The sequence below is a fragment of the Tahibacter caeni genome, from assembly GCF_024609805.1.
In the GTDB taxonomy this organism is placed as follows: Bacteria; Pseudomonadota; Gammaproteobacteria; order Xanthomonadales; family Rhodanobacteraceae; genus Tahibacter; species Tahibacter caeni.
Map to the genome: position 1 here is coordinate 1 of NZ_JANFVR010000069.1, position 18,778 is coordinate 18,778.

The window sequence follows — 18,778 nt, forward strand, 5'->3', positions numbered from 1 at the left end:
CAGGCCGTCGGCATAGGCCGTGCCCGCGGCCGGCGCGGCGGCCGTGCGCTCGGCGCCGTCGGCGCCGCGCACCTGCAGCTCGCCGCGCAGCGGATAGTTCGCGTCGGTTGCGTTGACCTGGGCCAGCTGGCTCTTGCCGGCGGCGAACACGACGCTCGGAAACTCGGCGCTGACGCTGTGGCGCAGGCCGAGGCTCTGCGCCCGTTCGGCGAATTCAGGCGCGAACGCGCGCCGCCCGGCGACGCCGAGATCGCCGCCGATCAGCTCGGCCGCGCTCGCGAGAATCGCGCGTTCGACGCGTTGGCCCAGGGTCGCGACGGCGGTCAGCGCCGCCACGGCGAGCACCAGCGCCGCGGCGAGAGTGCGCAGTTCGCCGTGGCGGAACTCGCGGCGCAGCGAGCGGGCGGCGAAGCGGACGATGTTCATGCGGCTTCTTCCACGCGGCGGCCGCCGTCGAGGCGCACGACGTGGCGGCAGCGTTGCGCCAGGGTCATGTCGTGGGTGACCAGCACGAGCGTCGTGCCGCGGGCCTGGTTGAGCTCGAACAGCAGGTCGCTGACTGCGCGGCCGGTGCGCGCGTCGAGGTTGCCGGTCGGTTCGTCGGCGAACAGCAGGCTCGGTCCGTGCACGAACGCACGCGCGATCGCGACGCGCTGTTGCTCGCCGCCGGACAGCTGGCTCGGGTAGTGATGCAGGCGCTGCGACAGGCCGACCGCGGCCAGGGCCTCGCGCGCGGCGGTCTGCGCGTCGCCGCCGTCCTCGAGCTCCAGCGGCAGCATGACGTTTTCCTCGGCGGTCAGCGCCGGCAGCAGGTGGAAGCTCTGGAACACGAAGCCGATGCGCCGCCGGCGCAGCGCGGCGCGTGCTTCTTCGTCGAGGCGATGCAGCGGCTGGCCAGCCAGCGCGATTTCGCCGCTGTCGGGATTGTCCAGGCCGGCGAGCAGGCCGAGCAGGGTGGTCTTGCCCGAGCCCGAGGCGCCGACGATGGCCAGCGAGTCGCCGGCGGGCACCGACAGGCTGACCCCGTCGAGGATCTGCAGCCGGCCGTCGGGCCCGGAAACGGCTTTGCTAACATCGCGGGCACTCAGTGCGACTTCGGCGGATGGCGACATGCGGCGGTTCCTTGGTGTGGTTTTTTTGATTTTTTCAACAGCGTTTTCGACGGCCTCCGCGGCTAAGAGCGGCAGCCTGCTCGTGCTCGGCGATTCGCTGTCCGCCGCCCACGGCATCGCGCCCGAGGCGGGCTGGGTCAGCCTGCTGCAGCGGCGTCTGGATGCCTCGGCCGCGCCGCGCCGCGTGATCAATGCCTCGATCAGCGGCGAAACCACGGCCGGCGGCCTGGCGCGGCTGCCGGCGTTGCTGAAGGAGCACGCGCCGACCCTGGTGCTGATCGAGCTCGGCGCCAACGACGGCCTGCGCGGACTGCCGCTGACCGAGATCCGCGCCAACCTCGCCAGGCTGCTGACCCAGGTCCGCGAGACGAAAGCGCGCGCCGTGCTGATCGGCATCGAGCTGCCGGTCAACTACGGCCCGCAGTACCGCGACGGCCTGCGGGCGATGTATCGGGATCTCGCCGGCGAATTCAATGTGCCCCTGGTCCCGTTCCTGCTCGACGGCGTCGCGCTGGATCCGGCGCTGATGCAGGACGACGGCCTGCACCCGACCGCGCAGGGCCAGCCGCGCGTGCTCGACAACGTCTGGCCGGTGCTCGAGGGCGAACTGTGAGCACCGGCCGCCGCGCCGGGCCGCGGCGGGCTCCGACAGATCGCCATACGGATGAACAGACCGCCGGCCGCGGCTTCACGCCGGCGTCACTCGAGGCTGACCAACCTTCACAAATGTGAAGACCGGTATGAGGGGCGACATGAAACAGCGCGAAGAGCCGGCGGGACTGATTCTTCTGATCGAGGACAACCGCGGCATCGCCGAGATGGTCGGCGAATACCTCGAACGCCGCGGTTACGGCATCGACTATGCGACCGACGGCCTGACCGGCCTGCGTCTGGCGACGAACAACAGCTACGACGTCATCGTGCTCGATCTGATGCTGCCGGGCATGGACGGCATCGACCTGTGCCGGCGCCTGCGCAGCGAAGCCAAGAAGTCGACGCCGGTGCTGATGCTGACCGCGCGCGACACGCTCGACGACAAGCTCGTCGGTCTCGATGCGGGCGCCGACGACTATCTCGTCAAGCCGTTCGAGATCCGCGAACTCGAAGCGCGCGTGCGCGCCCTGATCCGCCGCGACCGCCGCTTGGTCAGCGCCGAGGTGCTCAAGGTCGCCGACCTCGTGCTCGACACGGCGACCCTGCGCCTGACGCGCGGCGGCCACGAGCTCGTCGTCTCGCCGATCGGCATCAAGCTGCTGACGATACTGATGCGCGAATCGCCGCGCGTGGTCAGCCGCCGCGACATCGAGCGCGAGATCTGGGGCGACACCTTGCCCGACTCCGACACCTTGCGCTCGCACCTGTACAACCTGCGCAAGATCATCGACAAGCCGTTCCAGCAGCAGCTGCTGCACACGATACACAGCGCCGGCTACCGCCTTGCCGATCTCGACGCGGAACTCGCGGCCAGCAGCCAGGCGAATTGATCGATGCGGGCGCCCGGTGGCGCACGGCGCAAGGTCTGGGCCGTGTTCATGCTGCAGCTCGCAGCGATCAGCTGCGCCGCGCTCGTCGGCGTCTACGGCGCTGCGGCCATACTCGAAGACCTGCTGCTGCGCCGCGCGCTGCGCGACGAGGCGCAGCACTTTTTCGAGCGCGCGGCCGAACAGCCGGGCATGGTGCCGCCGGACACCTACAACATGCGCGGCTACCTGGTCAGCCGCGACGCGTCGGCGGCGCCGCTGCCGGCCGAACTGCTGCCGCTCGGTCCGGGCTTCCACCGGCTGCACGGTACCGGCATCGACGAGCTCGTCTACGTCAGCGACGCCGAGCCCGGCCGGCTGTTCCTCGTGTTCCGCCGCGAGCAGGTGCACCGCTTCGCGTTCCTGTTCGGCTTCGTGCCGCTGACCGCGGTGCTGCTGATCATCTATCTCGCGACCTGGCTGACCTATCGCGCTTCGCGCCGCGCGCGCTCGCCGGTGGTCGCGCTCGCCAACGTCGTGCGCGACTGGGATCCGAAGTCGCCGGACCTCGGCGCCCTGAACCTCGAACGCCTGCCCGGCGAGACCGACCGCGACGTGCGCGTGCTGGCCGGCGCGCTGCACCGTTTCGCGACGCGCATCGAATCGTTCGTCGAGCGCGAGCGCAACTTCACGCGCGACGCGAGCCACGAGCTGCGCAGCCCGCTGACCGTGATCAAGGTCGCCGCCGACGTGCTCGAGGACGAGGAGCTGTCCGCGTTCGCGCGCCGTTCCGTCGGCCGCATCCGCACCGCGACCCGCGACATGGAGGCGCTGATCGAAGCGTTCCTGATCCTCGCGCGCGAATCCGACACGGGGCTGCCGCAGGAAGACTTCGAGATCGACGCGCTGGTCGAGGAAGAGACCGAACGCGTGCAGCCGCTGCTCGACAACAAGCCGGTGCAGCTGTTCCTGCGCCATGAAGGCCGCTTCGCGCTGCACGCCTCGCCGCGCGTGCTCTCGGTCATGCTCGGCAACCTGCTGCGCAACGCCTGCCACTACACCGAGGAAGGCCGCGTCGTCGTGACCGTCGGCGCCGACTACGTGCGCGTGCAGGACACCGGCGTGGGCATGAGCGACGACGACCTCGCCCACGTGTTCACGCCGTTTTTCCACGCCGACCGCAATCCGCGCGGCGGCCACGGCGTCGGCCTGACCATCGTCAAGCGCCTGTCCGACCGCTTCGGCTGGCCGCTGGAACTCGCGAGCGTGCTCGGCAAGGGCACGACGGCGACGATACGGTTTCCGCAGGCGAGGCCGCTGCCGGCGGGCGCCGCCGGCAACGACGCGCCACGCACGCATTGAGCCGCGCAAGGACCGTCGCGCGGCCGGCGCCTCGCGGAAAAAATGGACCGCAGTCCATCGGCAAGTCCCGAGGCGGCTGGAACACAACGATTCATCCTCAAAGGATTCCGCCGGATCTTCTCTCGATTCGAAAAGCTCGACCTCATGTTCCTCGGCTTCATCAGCTTTGCATTGATCGCCGATGGACTTCGGATGTGTTGACAGGCCCTAGTCGCCGGACACCAGGCCGGTTTCGATCGCCCGGTCCTGGTTCGCGAATATCGCCATGGCCGTGCGCATCCGGCGGAATCCGAGCTTCGCGTAGAACCCTTCCTTGCCGGGATTCGCATAGAGAATGATCTTGCGATGGCCCACCGACTGGTCGCGCAGCCGTTCGATGAGGGCCTTGCCGAGCCCCATGCCCTGGTAGTCCGGATGCACGGCGACGTCGCAGAGATAGCTGCAGTCGATGCCGTCGGCGAGCGCGCGGCCGGCGCCGACGAGCGCGCCCCCGTCGAAGACCAGGCAGGTGTAGCGGCTGTTGCCGAAGGAAACGCGCAGATCCTCGGGCTTCTTCTCGCCGAGCGGCGCGATGCGGTAGAGATCGGAGAGCGCGTTCCAGTCGACCTCGGCGAGGTCGGATTTCCAGCGCAGTCGGGCGGTCGTCAGGGTCATGATGGTGTGCGCTATGGTTTGTCGGCGTATCGACGAGACGGACGCCGCGCGGCAAGTGAATCGTGGCCGGTCGCGCGGGCCGCCGCGAACGATAGCGCGGATGCGACGGCGGCTGCTGCGAGAACCCGCCTTCGAGCGGCACCCGGAATTCGTCAGCGACAGGCTGACGAATCTGGGAGTGTCCGATGAGAACGCCACTGTTTGCCGGCGCATTGCTGCTGCTGCATTCCTCGCTGCAGGCCGCCACGATCAACTGCACGATAGACGGCACGGGTGCCGCACCGCGGGTCGCCTACGGCAGCGCGTCCGACTGCAAGGTCAGCGGCAGCGGCGGGTCGTATCTGCTGACGGCGAAGAAGGAGCCCAAGTTCGTGCAGGTCTCATGCTGGCGGGACGGCCCCGGCGGCGACGTCGCACGCTGCATGGCTGCCGTGGCACGGAATTTGGCGAACAGGAAAGAGTTCTACGTCGGCACGTTCCAGGAACCCGGCAGCAGCGGCGTGCGGTCGGCCTGGTTCAGCGTGACCTTCATCAACTGAGCGACGGCGGGACGGTGCGGCCGTGAACCTTTGCAGGCGTTCGCCGACTACCCTGGCGACGAAGCCAGGGAGTCATCCGTGCAGCCGCCACCGACCGCCGCCGACCATGCCGATACGCTGCTCGTCGTCCGCTGCCAGCTCGGCGAGCGGGCGGCGTTCGACGCGCTGATCCGGCGCTGGGCGGCGCCGCTGCAGCGTTATGCGCTGAAGCTGACCCGCGACCCGGCGCTCGCCGACGATCTGGTCCAGGACGTCTGGCTGCGCGCCGTCCGCGGCCTCGGCCGGCTGCGCGACGCGGCGCAGTTCCGCCCATGGCTGTTCGGCATAGCGCATCGCACGTTCGCCGACCGGCTGCGCGAACGCTATGCGATGACCGTCGATGCGGACGTCGACTGGGACACCTTCGCCGCCGTCGACGACGACGGCGAGGATGCCGAGGATCGCGAACGCGCCCTGGCCGGCGGCCTCGAACGCCTGCCGCTCGTCGAACGCGAAGTGCTGACCCTGTTCTACCTCGAAGCGCTCCCGCTCGCGGAGATCGCGACGGCCCTCGGCATTCCGACGGGCACCGTCAAGTCGCGGCTGTTCCGCGCACGGGCGCTGCTGCGCCACCACCTCACTGCGGAGAAATGATCATGCACGAACCCCTGTCGCCGTCTCTCGAAACTGAACTGCGCCGGCTCACCGCGCGCGCCCTGTCGCCGGCGTCGCGCTACGGCCACGTCGCGCTGCTGCTGGCCGGATCGATCGTGAGCGTGCTGCTCGCCGGCCTGCTCGCGACCGAGCCGGCCTTGCCGCCGCGCACGCAGGCCGCCTTCGGCGCGATGCTCGCGATGGCCGTCGGCTGGATCGTCTACGCGGCCTGGGTGCTGCGGCAGCGAAGGCCGCTGATGGCCAGGCACCGCGTCGTCGCCGGCTGGATGGCCGTCGCCTTCACCGGCACCTTCACCGGCGGCGCGCTCGCGATGGCGCCGGCCAGGCCGCAGGGCATCTACACGACAGCCGTCGTCAGCGGTGGCGGAATGCTCGTGCTCGCCGGCGTGCAGCTGATCCAGGCGTACCGACGCAGGGCCGAGCTGCAGGCGCGGCGCAAGGAGCTCGAGCAGCTGCTCGGCGCGGCGGTCTGAGGTGTGCGCCGCTACCACGCCGATTCCGCGATCGCGCCTTCCGCTGCTCAGGGCTTCCAGGCGCGCAGCACGACCTCGTCGACGCTGAGCGCCTTTCCGGCTTTTTCGACTGCTTTGGCCCATTCCTCGATGCGCGGCGCGGGTTCGGCCGGTGCGGCGGCGCCGTCGACGCCGACCTGAAGCGCGAAGACGACGGGACCGTTCCTCGTGTCCGCCGGCGTTACTTCGCGGAGGCGCCGAATCAGCGTTTCTGCTTGTTCGGCCGGCAGCGCCGGTTCGAATGCGACCCAGGCGTTCGTCGCATGCGTGGGTTTGGTCGCCATGACGAGATGGCCCGAGCGTGGCGCGGAAGGCTCCAACGTCGCGAAATAACCGGCGGCGGCGCGTTCGAGCGCCTGGATGTACGCGGCGAGATCGGCCGCCGAGTTCACGCGTGCGCCGACGACGTCTTCGGGTTGCAGCAGCGCGACGCCGCCGAGTTTCAGGTCGCCGGCCAGGCTGGTCGTGGCAAGCAATGACGCCGCGATGGCGAAGGCGGTGCGACGCAGGTTCATCGGGCGCGTTCGATGGGATCGACGTGCGATCGTAGCAAAGGCCGGCCGATGAGTGCCGCGCAGCACCGGGCGGTGCTGCAGCCAGGCTTCAGGTGGTGCCCGGTGTGCGAGCCGAATCATCGTCGCGAGATGACGTATGCACCGTTCGCGCTGCCGGGAGGTTGCGAGGCGGCGTCAGGTGTTTTAGCGGCGATCGCTGTCGTGAGGAGTTCGAACAGACTCATCTCGCCCGGTCTTTCTCCGGAGAGACTGCTGGCTGGCGCGGAATGGTTGCGACGATTCAAGCGGTGAACACCGCGCTACTTCTCCAACCGGTAGTTCAACCCCGCCCGATTCTCCGTCGTCGCGTTCTGTGCCTCGAGCTCCCAGAGTCGCGAGAGCTTGTAGCGCAGGGTGATGACTTCGCCCGGCGTGAAGATGCCGACGCCGTAGCTCAGGTACAGCTTCGGCGAAAGGTATTTGCCGACCGTGAACGCGGCGCCGCCGATCGCGGCGTTGTCGCTGACCGCAGCGTCGACGCCGAGGCGGGCGCCGATGCTCTTGGCGAGCAGGTCGCCGGTGGCCGAGCCGAGCGCCTGCGCGGCCGCGCCGACGAGATCGCCTTCGCCGCTCTTGAGCGCCGACAGCGGGCGGCCGGTGATCAGGTAGGACAGCGCTTCGGACTGTTCCATGGCCGGTTCCGAATACACGGTCAGCACGGGCACCTGGGCCGTGCCCTGGACGCGCAGGCCGGCGGTCACGTCCTTGAGTTCGCGCGCGGCCTTGAGGTCGAGGCCGGGATTGTCGATCGCGGTGCCGGCGAACAGCAGGCGGCCGGTCTGGATCTTGAGGTCCTGGCCGTAGGCCTTGTAGGTGCCGCCGACGCGGATCTCGCCGCGGCCCGTGGTCTGGCGGCCCGGCCGTTCGACGACGACGAGCTGGCCGTCGAGCTTGCCGTCGAGGCCGAAGCCCTTGAGCTTCACGCTGTCGCCGAGGCGCAGAGTCACGTCGGCCGTGATCGGCAGCGCGCCTTTGCTCTCGGTGGCTTCCGCGTCGACGACGACGACGTCGGGCGAGCGCTTGGCCGCGCCGCCGCCGGGTAGCTTGGTCAGGTCGATGTCGGCCTTCGGCATGCCGACTTCGCCGCTCGCATAGAGGCCCTGCGCGTCGCGGCGCACGGTGAGCTGCGGCGAGATCAGCACGTGCGCGGCCGGAATGTCGGCGGCGAGGAAATCCTTGCCGGCGAGCTTGATCTCGAGCGGCGCGTCCGCGGCGAGGCCGCCGCTGCCGCTGACCTCCAGGCGTCCGCCGCCCGAGGCGATGCCGCCGCTGACGGTGACCTGCTGCTGGCCGTCGAGATCGATCTGGATCTTGCCGTCGGCGAGCTTGAGGCCCGCGGCCGGCACTTCGGTCGCGAAGCCGTCGACGAGGATGCGGCCGCTGACGACGGGCGCGGCCAGGGTGCCGGCGAACGCGAGGTTGCCGTCGACGCGGCCCTTCGTGTTCGCGACTTCGGTGCTGACGAGTTCGACGAATGCGAGACTGCCGAGGCCGAGCTGGATCTGGCCCGACAGCTGCTGGTCGGCGCCGGTGATCGCGAGCTGACCGTCGATGCGGCCGCCGTCGGACAGCTTGGCCTGCACGACGACGCGTTGCGCCTCGGGCGCGAAGCTCGCATCCACGGCGAGGCCTTCGTAGCTCAGCAGCGGCTGTTCGGGGTGGTCGGGATAGGCGATGCGGCCCTGGGCCGACGCGATCTTCGCCGTGCCGTTCAATGCGCCCAGCGCGCTGCGCCGGACCTCGCCGTCGCCGTTAATCTCGCCGTCGAGCTTGAAGGTCGCGTCGGGCGAAGCGAATGCCGCGATCATCGCGATCGGCAGGCGTTCGATGCGGTAGCGGCCTTCGGCGCTGCCGTCGGCGGCCTGGGCGCCGGACAGGCACAGGCGCGGTCCCTGTGCGCTGAGGCACAGCTCGCCGAGCTTCGCCGCGCCGTCGCCGTAGGACAGCGCCGAAGGCTGTTCCAGGCGCCATTCGGGCTGCTCCTTCAGCGCGAAGGTCAGGGTGTTCAGGCTGCCGTTCCAGTTGCCGTCCTTGAGCGCGCCGCGCAGTTGCAACTGCGCGGACAGCGCCGAGCCGCGTGCGTTGAATGCGATCTCGTGCGTGGCGCGGTCGCCCTTGCCGGCCAGGCTGACGCGGTCGAAGGACTGGCCGGCGGTGCCGACGCCGGTCGCGAGCAGGTCGAGGCTGCCGCGCGGCGCCTGGATATCGGCGACGTCGAGGTTCAGTTCCAGCGACGTCGCGCGATGGCCGTCGTAGGCCAGGCCCTGGCCGTCGGCCTTGCCGGTCAGCGCGAGCGCCGGCCACTTCCCCTTGAGCGCGAACTGGCCCTTCAGCTTGCCGGCGGCCTGCGGCAGCAGGTCGGCCAGCGATGCGACATTGAAGCCGATCTGCGCGTCGGTAGTCTGCGCGCTGCCGCGGCCCTGCACGTTCACGCTGCTCGCGCCGGAGGCCAGGTTCAAGGTGCCGTCGACGACGAACTCCGGCGCGATGCGCAGGTCGGCCCTGCCGCTGACCGGGCGCTGGCGCAGGGTGCCGTCGAGGCGATCGATCTTCAGCGTGGTCGTGACGCCGGCGTCGGTCTTCCGGCCTTCGGTCGCCAGCGACAGATTCAGTGCGCCGGGCCAGTCCTTCGCGAACGCGCCGGGATCGAGGCGGTCGGCCTTCACGTCGAGCTTCCAGCCGAGCACGGGCTTGAGCGTTATGTCGCCGATCGCGTCCAGGGTGCCGGCCGGCTTGCCGGCGACGCGCTGCTGCAGGCGCAGCTGCTTCAGCGCAATGGCCGCATCGGTGCCGTCGAGCGATACGGTGATGTCGACCGGCTGACCCGGCGGGCCGAGCTGGAGTTCGCCGGCCAGCGCGTACTGCTGCGGCGAACCGCCGACGTTGACCGTGCCGCGGCTCGCGAGCTCTTGCCTGGCGAGCGCGGCCGGCAGCAGCACGTCGTTCCAGGCCAGATCGAGATTGGCCTTGCCGGTGTCCTTCAGCGGCACCGTGCCGCTCAACGAGACCGAGCCCGGCACGTTCGGCGAGGTCAGCGACACGGTGCGCAGGGTCAGGCTGTCGTCGCCGAGCGCGTAGTCGGCCGGATCGAGCACGACGCGGTAGTCGTCGAGATCGACGTGGCCGCTGATGCGGCCTTCCTTCGCGTTGAAGCGTGCGTCGAGCTCCAGGCCCACGCTGCGCAGCGGCGGCTCCGAGACGAGGCGGTCGAGCGCGAAGCGTTCGGCACTGAGCGCGAGCTTCCAGTAGCGTTCGCGCAGCGGCAGGTTCGACGCTTCGGCGGCGAGGTCGGCGCGGATGGCGACGGGCTGCTGCAACTGCACGGTTGCGATCGGCAGGTTGCCGTCGCTGCTGGCGTGCACGAGGCCGGCGTACTCCTTGCCGTCGACTTGCCAGCGGAAGCGGCCGTCGGCCTTGCCGCGATCGTCGCCGGCCGTGCTGGCCTGTGCGTCGAAATCGACCTCGCCCACGGGCGCGCGCAGCGCGAGTTTCTCGACGGCGATCTCGTAATCGGCCCAGTGCGCCTTCGTCGCGAAGCTGTCGGCCCGGAACACCTCGGCGCCGTCGTGGCTGACGCGCACGCGCTCGACGAGCAGGCGGTCGAGATAGAGATCGACCGGCAGCTGCTGCGGGAACGGCTGTGCCGGCGGCGGATTCGGCTCGGGCGGCTGCGTCGTCGTCGCGACGACGACGTCGGCCGCTTCGAGGTTCTCGATGTGCGCGACCTGGCGCAGCAGCGCGAGCGGCGCGACGTCGAGCGTGACGCGGCCGACCTGCACGTCGACGCCGGCGTCGCGCCAGCGCACGTCGCGCAGCACGAGCGGCCCGGCCAATCGACCTTCGCTCGCGCCGATCGCGAGCTTGCCGCCGGTCGCGGCCAGCGCGCGGTCCAGCGCGAAACGCAGGCCCGACTCGGTGCGCAGCAGCCAGAACGTCGCGACCGCGACGACGACGATGAGCGCGCCGATCAGCAGCGCCAGCCATTTGAGCGCGCGCTTCACAGATCGGGTCCTATGACGAGATGGATCTGCACGCCATCCTTGGGCTCGCGCAGCGGCACGCCGAGGTCGAAGCGCACCATGCCGACCGGCGAACGCCAGCGCAGTCCGAGGCCGGTGCCGATCTTCGGCGAATAGCTCGTGCCGGAGAACGCGTCGCCGGCGTCGACGAACGTCGCCACGCCCCATTTCGGCTTGAAGTAGTACTCGTATTCGGCGCTCGCGGTCAGCAGGTGCTTGCCGCCGATGACGACGGGTTTCTTCTCCGGATCGACGACGAGATCGGGGCCGACGGTCTGGTAGCCGTAGCCGCGGATCGAGCGGTCGCCGCCGGCGAAGAAGCGCAGGTCCGGCGGCAGCTTGTCGAACTGGTCCACCCAGCTCGTGCCGACCGTGCCGCGCAGGATCAGGCGCTGGCGCGGCTTGAACGCGCGTATCCACTTGATGTCGCCGCGCAGTTGCACGAAGTTCGTGTCCGACAGCAGTCCCTGCGCCGCCGCGCGCGCGAGGAGGTTGATCGAGTAGCCGCGGCGCACGAACAGCGGATCGTCGGCGCGCTTGCGCGTCAGGCTGGCCTGCGGATAGAGCATCGTCGAATTGCCGCGAAACGCGACTTCCTTGCGGTCGCCGATCTCGAAGTCGCCGGTCTGCAGATTGATGCCGAGGGTGCGTGTGAAGCCCATCCACTGACGCGTCTCGTTCGCGGCGACGGTGCTGGTCTTGGAACGCGTGGTTTTGGTGTCTTCGTCGCGGTAGTTGACGCCGAAGTTGAAGGCGCGGTTGTCCGGGCCCGGCAGCGGAATCTGGTACAGCGTCGAGGCCGAGGTCAGGCGCTGGGCCAGGATCACTTCACTCTTGAACTTGTGGCCTTTGCGATTGACCCAGCGCCGCTCGAGGCCGCCGCGCACGCCGAAGCCGGTGTCGGTGCCGACGAACAGGCCGCCGGTATAGATGCTGCGCTTGGCCGGCGCCAGGGTGACCTTGATCGGCACGACGCCGTCGGCGGCCTGCTCGATGTCGGGATTCACGTCGACGATCGCGAAATAGTCGGCTTCGGTCAGGCGCTGCTGCAACGACAGCAGCAGGTCCTGCGTGTAGAAGTCGCCTTCCTGCCAGGGCAGATAGCGCAGCAGGAAATTCTCGTTGAACTGGCTGCCTTCGAAATCGGTGCGGCCGATGCGGTAGCGCGGGCCGGGCTCCCAGGCCAGGTGGATGGCCGCCTTGTGCGTGCCGCGGGTGACTTCGACGCGCCGGGTCACGAGCTTCGCGTCGAGGAAGCCGTCGGCGAACAGCGCGGCTTGGATCGCGGCTTTGCCGCGCTCGTAGGCGTCGTGATTCATCGGCTGGCCCTGCTTGGGCGCGAACGCGCGCAGCGCCTGCCGCACGCTCTTGAGCTCGCGTGCCTGGCCTTCGAGCTTGAGATCGAGTACGTCGACGACGACCGGCTCGCCGGGCTTGACGTCGAGCACGGCATTCCAGCCTTCGGGCGTCTCCTTGAGCTCGCCGGTGACGTCGGCCTCGTAATAGCCGTAGGGCTCCAGCGCCGCGGCGATCTGCGCCGGCGCGCGTTCGTAGAGGCGGCGCGCCTGCGCGGCGCTGACCTCGCGATCGGCGTACTGCGTCAGATCCAGGCCGGCCAGCGCGGCGATCTTGAGGTCGGCATCGATGCCGCCGATCGTCGTCACGATTTTGCCGGCCGAGGCGGTGCCGCTGGCGCCGACGAACAGCACCAGCGCGAACATGACGCGCCGCGCGCGCCGTGACGGCGATGCAGCGGGCGATTCGGGCGGCAGCGGCGGGGATTCCTTGTCGTGCATGCGACCTATCCGTGCGAACGAGCTGGATTCTATCGCAGCCGCAACGGACGCCGCCGGGCCGATGCGTCACAGGCAGTGACGGCGGTCACCGAATCGCCGCTGGCGCGTTTCTCCGTGCGGCCCGCGTGTGCCGGCGAAGCGCGGTACGGCTTTCAGATTGTCCGTGCGATCGCGTACAGATCGATCTCGCCGGCATGCCGCTGCAGGCGTACGCAGTGCCCGTGGCCCAGGCCGAGGTTCTCCGGCAGGCGCGCCGGATACGTGCTTTCCGGCATGAGGGGCGACGATGCAGCGCAGGCCGAGCTGATCGAAACCTGCTGCGATACGGCGGTGCCTGCTTCGCTGGCAGAGCCCTTTCCCGGCAGTCGCGCAGGAAGCCGTAGCCGATGCCCACTCGCCGAGATCGGACGGTAGTTGAGCCCGCATCAGCCGATCAGGCACCGCTCGCGGCACGTCGTCAACGCACGCCGGCCATGGCAGTCGTTCGCCCGCTCGGCCGGTGTCCTGTCGCGTGGCAGTTCGCGCACGGCGTCGACCGGCTTGCATGGCGTTCGCCGATGTGCGCAGGTTTTCCTCCATCGCGCGCGAGCGGCCGTCGATCTGCGTCGTCGTCGAGCGTCAGCGGCCGCCGCATCGGCCCCCCGGTCTGCTGACCGGGTTTCCGGCGCGGCGTAGCGCCGCATTCGTCGCTGCGGCGTGCTCAGAAATGCGCCAGCCGTGGGAACAGGCCGAGCAGACCGACGACGATCAGATAGATCGCGACGACATAGTTCAGCAGGCGCGGACGGATCAGGATCAGGATGCCGGCAATCAGCGCGAGCAGGGCAGGGATGTTCACGGCCTTCGACTCCTTCGATGGGGTGGACTACTGTCGCGCGCCCAGTGTAGTCGAGCGATGAATGCGCGCAAGCGCACGCGGACAGCAGTGCGGATCGACATTTCCGTGGCGCGACGTCGGTACTGCATGCAGCGATATCGACGGACGCGAAGGTGAGCGACCTGCGAGGCCGCCGCGACTACGCGTCAATCCGACGGAAACGGCTCATCGGCGGCGCCGGTCCCGCGCGCCGCGAGAATTTCATAGAGATGGTCGGCGATGCGTTCGGTCAGGCTTTCGTGATCGAGCCGGCCCGCCGCGGTCTGCACCATCAACTCGACGACGGCGTCTTCGTCCATGCCGATGGCCAGACCGTTCATGCGCAGGAACACATCCATCGTCACGAAGGCGGTTCGCTTGTTGCGTCGTGAAGCAATGTCCTGTTGCGATGGCGACGGCATAGAACGCGGCGATGCGCAGCAGATCGTCGTGCAGCTCGTAGCCGATCCGGTTCGCGACGCGGCCGAGCGTACCCGCGAGATCCTTGTCGCCGGCGAGTCCCGGCAGGCCTACGCCGGTCTCGGCAAGAATCGTATCGTGAATCCGGATGACGTCGTCGACGCCGAGCAGACGAACCATCGTCTCAGCGCTTGGAAAGCTTCTCGATCGCGGATCTGTTCTGCCGGATCGAGTCACGCAACGCGTCGTTGAAGGTCTGCAGTTCCCGCTTGCGGCTCGATGCGGGGCGGCCGACATCGGCGCCGTACGGCGCTGCCTCCGTTGCGGAATCCCTGACCATCAGCGATCCGGTCGTTTTCAGCGCCGGCGTCGGGAGCCGGCCGTTTTCGCGATCGATCCGGATTTTTCTGACCGTGATCTTGTTCATCGGGCGAGGCTAGCACCGATGCAGCTGGAGAGGAACCTTGGGACAGATACGTCCCTGCAGCATCGGCCGGGCCGCCGACCGGAGCGCGTCCGCGCGCTCCGGTCGTCAGACTTCAATCCTCTTCGGGTCGCGGCTTGTAGGACTCGACGAGGTGCTTCTGCACCTGCGGCGGCACCGGTTCGTAGTGGCTGAACTCGATCGCATAGCGGCCGCGGCCGCCCGTCATGGACTTGAGCTCGGTCTGGTAGTCGGTGACTTCGGCCAGCGGCACCTGTGCGCGGATGATGATCTCGCCGCCGCGCAGCGAGTCGGTGCCGCTGATGCGCGCGCGCTTGCCGGCCAGGCCGCCGGTCACGTCGCCCATGTGGTTGTCGGGCACGAACACTTCGAGATTGACGACGGGTTCGAGCACGGTCGGACGCGCTTTCGCGATCGCGTCGAGGAAGGCTTTCTTGCCGGCCGCGATGAAGGCGACCTCCTTGGAGTCCACCGGGTGGTACTTGCCGTCGTAGACGGTCACTCGCACGTCCTGCATCTGGTAGCCGGCGACGGCACCGTGGTCGAGCACCTGACGCACGCCTTTCTCGACGGCCGGCAGGAACTGGCCCGGAATCGTGCCGCCCTTGACCGCATCGACGAACTCGAAGCCGGCGCCGCGCTCCAGCGGTTCTATGCGCAGGAACACCTCGCCGAACTGGCCGGCGCCGCCGGTCTGCTTCTTGTGGCGGTGATGGCCTTCGGCCGGGCCGCCGACGGTTTCGCGATAGGCGATGCGCGGCGGGCGCGATTTCACCTCGACGCCGTAGCGCTCCTTCATGCGCTCGAGCATGAGCTTCAGATGCAGGTCCGAGAGGCCGCGCACGACCATCTCGTTGAGCTCCTTGTTGTGCTCGACGCGGAAGCAGGGATCCTCTTCGCCGAGCTTGGCCAGCGCGGTCGCGAGCTTCTGCTCCTGGCCCTTGTGCGCGGGTTCGACGGCGAGGCCGAACATCGGTACCGGGAAATCCAGCGGCTTCAGATGGATCTGGTCCTCGTCGTGCGAGTCGTGCAGCACGGCGTCGAAATGGATTTCCTCGACCTTGGCCACGGCGGCGATGTCGCCGGGAACGGCCTGGTCGATCTCGACGTGATCCTTGCCCTTGAGCTTGAACAGGTGGCCGACTTTGAACGGCTTCTTGCCGTCGTCGATGAACAGCTGCGTGTCCTTGCGCACGGTGCCCTGGTAGACGCGGAAGATGCCGAGCTTGCCGACGAACGGGTCGTTGATGATCTTCCAGACGTCGGCGATCACGTGCGCGGCAGGATCGGGCCTGGCCTCGATCGGCGTCGCCGCGGCGCCGGCGCCTTTGACGAACGGCGGCGGATTGCCTTCGGCAGGATTCGGCGCGAGGCGCTCGACGAGGTCCAGCAACTCGCGCACGCCGGCGCCGGTGCGCGCCGAGACGAAGCAGATCGGCACGAGGTGGCCTTCGCGCAGGCACTGTTCGAACGCGTCGTGCAGCTCCTGGCCCGACAGGCCCTGCTCGCCTTCGTCGAGGTAGTGGCCCATGACGGTTTCGTTGATCTCGACGACCTGGTCGATGATGCGCTGGTGCGCGGCGGCGACGCTGTCGAAGTCGGCCACGCCTTCGGGCTTGAAGAAGCAGTCGACGACGGTCTTGCCGCTCTGCGCGGGCAGGTTGATCGGCAGGCATTCGGGACCGAAGGTCTCGCGCAGCTGTTCCATGAGCGCGCGGCAGTTCGCGCCGTCGATCTTGTTGACGACGAGCAGGCGGCAGAGATTGCGCTGCTTGGCGTATTCCATGAGGCGGTGCGTGGAGAACTCGATGCCGTTGTGGGCATTGACCACGATGGCGCAGGTCTCCACGGCGGCGAGCGCCGACAGGGTCGGGCCGCGGAATTCGGGGTGTCCGGGCGTATCGATGAGGTTGATGTGGCAGCCGCCGCGGTCGATCGACGCGATGGTGTCGGCGATCGAATGCTGGCGCTCCTTCTCCATCGGATCGTAGTCCGACACGGTGCTGCCGCGCTCGACGCTGCCCTGGGTCTGGATCACGCCGCCGACATGCAGCAGCGCTTCGAACAAGGTCGTTTTGCCCGCGCTCGCGTGGCCCACGAGCGCGATGTTTCGGATGCCATCGGTGGTGTAGGACATGACGTAACCCTCCCAACGTACGTGGATGCAGGGCCGTCATGGTCGTCCGCGAAGGAAGCGCTACCCCGGCGGGCAGGCGCGGGGCGGGCGGTCATGGCGGGTACGCCGTCGCGACGGGCGAGGCGCGCTCATAGACTTGCCCCTTGTCATGCGAGCGTCAAGCTGCGTTGCAGCGGGCGGGAATCGGGAGTGGAGAGTCGGGAATCGGACGAGCCGTGGATGCGCGCTGCGACGTAGGCGCAGGCCGAGCGCGAGTCTCGGCCTGCGCGGGCAGCGCGCCGTCGTCGTGACTACGGCGCCGGGGCTTCGAAGCGGCCGCAGAAGATCGCGCATTCGTCCTCGATCGTGACGGACTCGAGCTGCATCATCATCATGCGCGCGCCGCCCTGGCCTTCGAACACGAACCACGCGATCTTCTCGAAGTGCTCGGGGCCGAAGGTGCGGTTGATGCCGTTGAGGTCGGCCGAATCGAACAGGTCGCCGCCGGGATTGAACAGCTCGAACTCCATGCCGGTCTGCGGCGTCGTCAGCGGCGTCTCGAACAGATGGATGCCGTCGGAGCGCGGATAATCGTTGGTGATGCGCACCGACGGCGTGTCGACGTCGGCGAACGTTTCGCTGCCGCCGCCGGCCTGCAGCACGGCGCGGTCGAGGCGGATCGGATAGGCCACGTGCTTGCCCGCCTCCACGACGAAGCCGGCGGGATCCAGACGCAGGCTCATGCTCACGGGCGCATCCACGGCCACGCCGGCGAACGGACCGGCGGCGATGTCGTTGTAGACGACCTTGCCGCGGGCTTCGACGATCGCGTCCTGGCGCGGCACGCTGTCGAGCTCGATGACGAAGGAGTTGATCGCGCTGTTCGGGTCCAGACCCCAGCCGCCGATGACGCGGCCGTCGCCGGATACCGCGGTGACCGAGTTCAGCAGCCAGCCGGCCGGCACGGCGATGCCGCGGGCCGCGAGGAAGTCGGTCAGCTTGACCATGCCGGTGGCTGGGGTCCAGACCACGGCTTCGCGCTGGAAGCCGAAGCCGCTGGCGCCGCCGATCAGGTTGCCGTCGTCGCTGACGCCGAAGGCATAGGCGCGATCGAAGAAGCTGCCGCTGCCGATGATGCCGATCGGCTGCACGCCGGTCGCCGCGGTCCAGCGCCAGGCCTCCTTGCCGTCGACGCCGGCGCCGGTGCCGACGATGACGCTGCCGTCGCGGTTGATGCCCAGCGCCTCGCCGACCTGCGAGCCCTTGCCGTCGAGGAATTCGCTGATCGTGCCGTTGACCCATTTGACCGCGCGGCGGTAGCCGACTTCGGTGTCGTTCCAGCCGATGATGACCTGGCCGTCGCGGCTGATGCCGTTGGCGCGGGCTGCGCCTTCCGGTGTCAGGCGCGGCAGTTCGCCGATGCCGGTCGCCGCGTTCCAGCGGAATGCAACCGCGTCGTTGGCGGCGTTGTTGGCCAGGCCGACCACGGTGCCGTCGTCGGCGACGTCATAGCCGCTGCTGAGCCAGCCGTCCATCGGCTGCGCGCCGGGCAGTGCGCCGACCAGGATCGGATCGAAGAATTCGGCGTTGCTGTAGGCGATCGCAGCGACCCAGTTTTGGTTCGCGTCGCGGGCCTGCCCGACGACCGGCTGGCCCCAGCTGTTCATGCCGTGCACTTCGGAGTAGTTCGCGATCGGCGAGGCACCGGTGTCGCGGGTCCAGCGGAAAGCGGCGTCGGCGCCCTGGAAGCCGCCGGCGGCGATGCGGCCGTGCTCGGACAGGGCGACGAGCTGGCTGCCGGGCTGTTCGATGGAGGTGAAGCTGCCTGCCGGCGCGGCGCCGGATATGGCCAGGCCGATCAGGCCCGCAAGTGTGCAAACACGCATGGATGAACCCTCGACGGAGCGGGAGAAGGTCCACCGGACGGCCGGCGAGGGGGGAGGTGGGGAGGGCCGGCGGCCCGATGGACCGACGCAGTATTGGTAGCCCTCTGCGGACCGCTTTCACGCTCGATGCGGAGCGCTTTCGCGTTTCCTTACTTTTCCATCACTGCGTTGATTCCGTTGCGGATTTTTTTTCACTGCGCAGCCGGCGACCTGTGCGCGGCGTCACATCCCCATGGCTCAGTGCAGCGGCGCGGGCTGCGGCGGCCGGGTCAGCAGCGGCGCGATCGGCCGCTCGCCGGCCAGGCCGCGGGCCTTTTCGAGCGCGCGCTGCCAGGCGCCGAGGTCGCCGTCGGACCAGTAGCCCCAGACCTGCAGCAGGGCGCAGCCGAAGTC

At 69.0% G+C, this 18,778-nt stretch carries 17 protein-coding genes and 2 pseudogenes; 7 read left to right on the top strand and 12 right to left on the bottom strand.

Annotation, left to right across the window (positions count from 1 at the left end; all coding sequences use genetic code 11):
- Both NON22_RS08560 and NON22_RS08565 read right to left on the bottom strand, forming a co-directional pair.
- Positions 1-426: pseudogene (locus tag NON22_RS08560) on the bottom strand (ABC transporter permease); the annotation flags it as partial.
- The gene (locus NON22_RS08565; protein WP_257386511.1) at positions 423-1,112 is read right to left on the bottom strand and encodes an ABC transporter ATP-binding protein; all 690 of its coding nucleotides are present in this window, start codon (positions 1,110-1,112) and stop codon (positions 423-425) included. The pseudogene NON22_RS08560 and the gene NON22_RS08565, both read right to left, overlap by 4 nt.
- Between NON22_RS08565 and NON22_RS08570 the strand changes: the two genes are divergently transcribed.
- From NON22_RS08570 to NON22_RS08585, 4 genes and pseudogenes are all read left to right on the top strand, one after another.
- Positions 1,111-1,725, top strand: a complete 615-nt coding sequence (locus NON22_RS08570) for an arylesterase (RefSeq protein WP_257386512.1) — start codon at positions 1,111-1,113, stop codon at positions 1,723-1,725. The two genes, NON22_RS08565 and NON22_RS08570, sit on opposite strands and share 2 nt — an antisense overlap.
- Before the next feature lie 139 nt (positions 1,726-1,864).
- The gene (locus tag NON22_RS08575) at positions 1,865-2,596 is read left to right on the top strand and encodes a response regulator transcription factor (RefSeq protein WP_257386513.1); all 732 of its coding nucleotides are present in this window, start codon (positions 1,865-1,867) and stop codon (positions 2,594-2,596) included.
- Between the two features lie 3 nt (positions 2,597-2,599).
- Positions 2,600-3,934 carry a sensor histidine kinase gene (locus NON22_RS08580; protein ID WP_257386514.1) on the top strand — a complete coding sequence of 445 codons (1,335 nt, stop codon included), beginning with the start codon at positions 2,600-2,602 and terminating at the stop codon, positions 3,932-3,934.
- 96 nt (positions 3,935-4,030) lie between these two features.
- Positions 4,031-4,135: pseudogene (locus NON22_RS08585) on the top strand (IS5-like element ISCARN85 family transposase); the annotation flags it as partial.
- Positions 4,136-4,141: 6 nt separating this feature from the next.
- Here the strand turns inward: NON22_RS08585 and NON22_RS08590 are convergent.
- Positions 4,142-4,588: a GNAT family N-acetyltransferase gene (locus NON22_RS08590; RefSeq protein WP_257386515.1), complete on the bottom strand. Its 447-nt coding sequence runs from the start codon at positions 4,586-4,588 to the stop codon at positions 4,142-4,144.
- A 185-nt stretch (positions 4,589-4,773) separates the two neighbouring features.
- Here NON22_RS08590 and NON22_RS08595 point away from each other — a divergent pair, with 185 nt between their 5' ends.
- The 3 genes from NON22_RS08595 (at position 4,774) to NON22_RS08605 (ending at position 6,254) form a co-directional block, all read left to right on the top strand.
- Positions 4,774-5,127 (top strand): hypothetical protein, encoded by a 354-nt coding sequence (locus NON22_RS08595; protein ID WP_257386516.1) that lies wholly within the window; start codon positions 4,774-4,776, stop codon positions 5,125-5,127.
- A gap of 78 nt (positions 5,128-5,205) precedes the next feature.
- Entirely contained in the window at positions 5,206-5,760 is a 555-nt protein-coding gene (locus tag NON22_RS08600) for an RNA polymerase sigma factor (RefSeq protein ID WP_257386517.1), read from the top strand.
- 2 nt (positions 5,761-5,762) lie between these two features.
- Complete coding sequence (locus NON22_RS08605) at positions 5,763-6,254, top strand: hypothetical protein (RefSeq protein ID WP_257386518.1); 492 nt, start codon at positions 5,763-5,765, stop codon at positions 6,252-6,254.
- 47 nt (positions 6,255-6,301) lie between these two features.
- Here NON22_RS08605 and NON22_RS08610 read toward each other — a convergent pair whose 3' ends face one another.
- From NON22_RS08610 to NON22_RS08650, 9 genes are all read right to left on the bottom strand, one after another.
- Entirely contained in the window at positions 6,302-6,808 is a 507-nt protein-coding gene (locus NON22_RS08610) for a hypothetical protein (protein WP_257386519.1), read from the bottom strand.
- 299 nt (positions 6,809-7,107) lie between these two features.
- Positions 7,108-10,848, bottom strand: coding sequence for a translocation/assembly module TamB domain-containing protein (locus NON22_RS24895; RefSeq protein WP_257386520.1), 3,741 nt, complete (start codon positions 10,846-10,848; stop codon positions 7,108-7,110).
- The gene (locus NON22_RS08620) at positions 10,845-12,662 is read right to left on the bottom strand and encodes an autotransporter assembly complex protein TamA (protein WP_257386521.1); all 1,818 of its coding nucleotides are present in this window, start codon (positions 12,660-12,662) and stop codon (positions 10,845-10,847) included. The genes NON22_RS24895 and NON22_RS08620 overlap by 4 nt, the downstream gene beginning before the upstream one ends.
- Before the next feature lie 152 nt (positions 12,663-12,814).
- Positions 12,815-12,937, bottom strand: coding sequence for a hypothetical protein (locus tag NON22_RS08625; protein ID WP_257386522.1), 123 nt, complete (start codon positions 12,935-12,937; stop codon positions 12,815-12,817).
- Positions 12,938-13,362: 425 nt separating this feature from the next.
- On the bottom strand, positions 13,363-13,500 hold the full coding sequence (locus NON22_RS08630) for a DUF3096 domain-containing protein (protein WP_257386523.1): 138 nt from the start codon (positions 13,498-13,500) through the stop codon (positions 13,363-13,365).
- 185 nt (positions 13,501-13,685) lie between these two features.
- Positions 13,686-13,877: a hypothetical protein gene (locus NON22_RS08635; RefSeq protein ID WP_257386524.1), complete on the bottom strand. Its 192-nt coding sequence runs from the start codon at positions 13,875-13,877 to the stop codon at positions 13,686-13,688.
- A 245-nt stretch (positions 13,878-14,122) separates the two neighbouring features.
- Positions 14,123-14,365: a hypothetical protein gene (locus NON22_RS08640; RefSeq protein ID WP_257386525.1), complete on the bottom strand. Its 243-nt coding sequence runs from the start codon at positions 14,363-14,365 to the stop codon at positions 14,123-14,125.
- A gap of 112 nt (positions 14,366-14,477) precedes the next feature.
- Complete coding sequence (gene fusA, locus NON22_RS08645; protein ID WP_257386526.1) at positions 14,478-16,520, bottom strand: elongation factor G; 2,043 nt, start codon at positions 16,518-16,520, stop codon at positions 14,478-14,480.
- Between the two features lie 290 nt (positions 16,521-16,810).
- On the bottom strand, positions 16,811-18,385 hold the full coding sequence (locus NON22_RS08650) for a hypothetical protein (protein WP_257386527.1): 1,575 nt from the start codon (positions 18,383-18,385) through the stop codon (positions 16,811-16,813).
- Between the last annotated feature and the right edge of the window lie 393 nt (positions 18,386-18,778).

Bases quoted from the DNA above. Each gene is read 5' to 3' on its own strand.
- NON22_RS08640 (WP_257386525.1), bottom strand. From the start codon at position 14,365: ATGAACAAGATCACGGTCAGAAAAATCCGGATCGATCGCGAAAACGGC.
- NON22_RS08620 (WP_257386521.1), bottom strand. From the start codon at position 12,662: ATGCACGACAAGGAATCCCCGCCGCTGCCGCCCGAATCGCCCGCTGCA.
- NON22_RS08650 (WP_257386527.1), bottom strand. From the start codon at position 18,385: ATGCGTGTTTGCACACTTGCGGGCCTGATCGGCCTGGCCATATCCGGC.
- NON22_RS08570 (WP_257386512.1), top strand. From the start codon at position 1,111: ATGCGGCGGTTCCTTGGTGTGGTTTTTTTGATTTTTTCAACAGCGTTT.
- NON22_RS08590 (WP_257386515.1), bottom strand. From the start codon at position 4,588: ATGACCCTGACGACCGCCCGACTGCGCTGGAAATCCGACCTCGCCGAG.
- NON22_RS08575 (WP_257386513.1), top strand. From the start codon at position 1,865: ATGAAACAGCGCGAAGAGCCGGCGGGACTGATTCTTCTGATCGAGGAC.
- NON22_RS08580 (WP_257386514.1), top strand. From the start codon at position 2,600: ATGCGGGCGCCCGGTGGCGCACGGCGCAAGGTCTGGGCCGTGTTCATG.
- NON22_RS08635 (WP_257386524.1), bottom strand. From the start codon at position 13,877: ATGGATGTGTTCCTGCGCATGAACGGTCTGGCCATCGGCATGGACGAA.
- NON22_RS08595 (WP_257386516.1), top strand. From the start codon at position 4,774: ATGAGAACGCCACTGTTTGCCGGCGCATTGCTGCTGCTGCATTCCTCG.
- NON22_RS08605 (WP_257386518.1), top strand. From the start codon at position 5,763: ATGCACGAACCCCTGTCGCCGTCTCTCGAAACTGAACTGCGCCGGCTC.
- fusA (WP_257386526.1), bottom strand. From the start codon at position 16,520: ATGTCCTACACCACCGATGGCATCCGAAACATCGCGCTCGTGGGCCAC.
- NON22_RS08565 (WP_257386511.1), bottom strand. From the start codon at position 1,112: ATGTCGCCATCCGCCGAAGTCGCACTGAGTGCCCGCGATGTTAGCAAA.
- NON22_RS08610 (WP_257386519.1), bottom strand. From the start codon at position 6,808: ATGAACCTGCGTCGCACCGCCTTCGCCATCGCGGCGTCATTGCTTGCC.
- NON22_RS08625 (WP_257386522.1), bottom strand. From the start codon at position 12,937: ATGCCGGAAAGCACGTATCCGGCGCGCCTGCCGGAGAACCTCGGCCTG.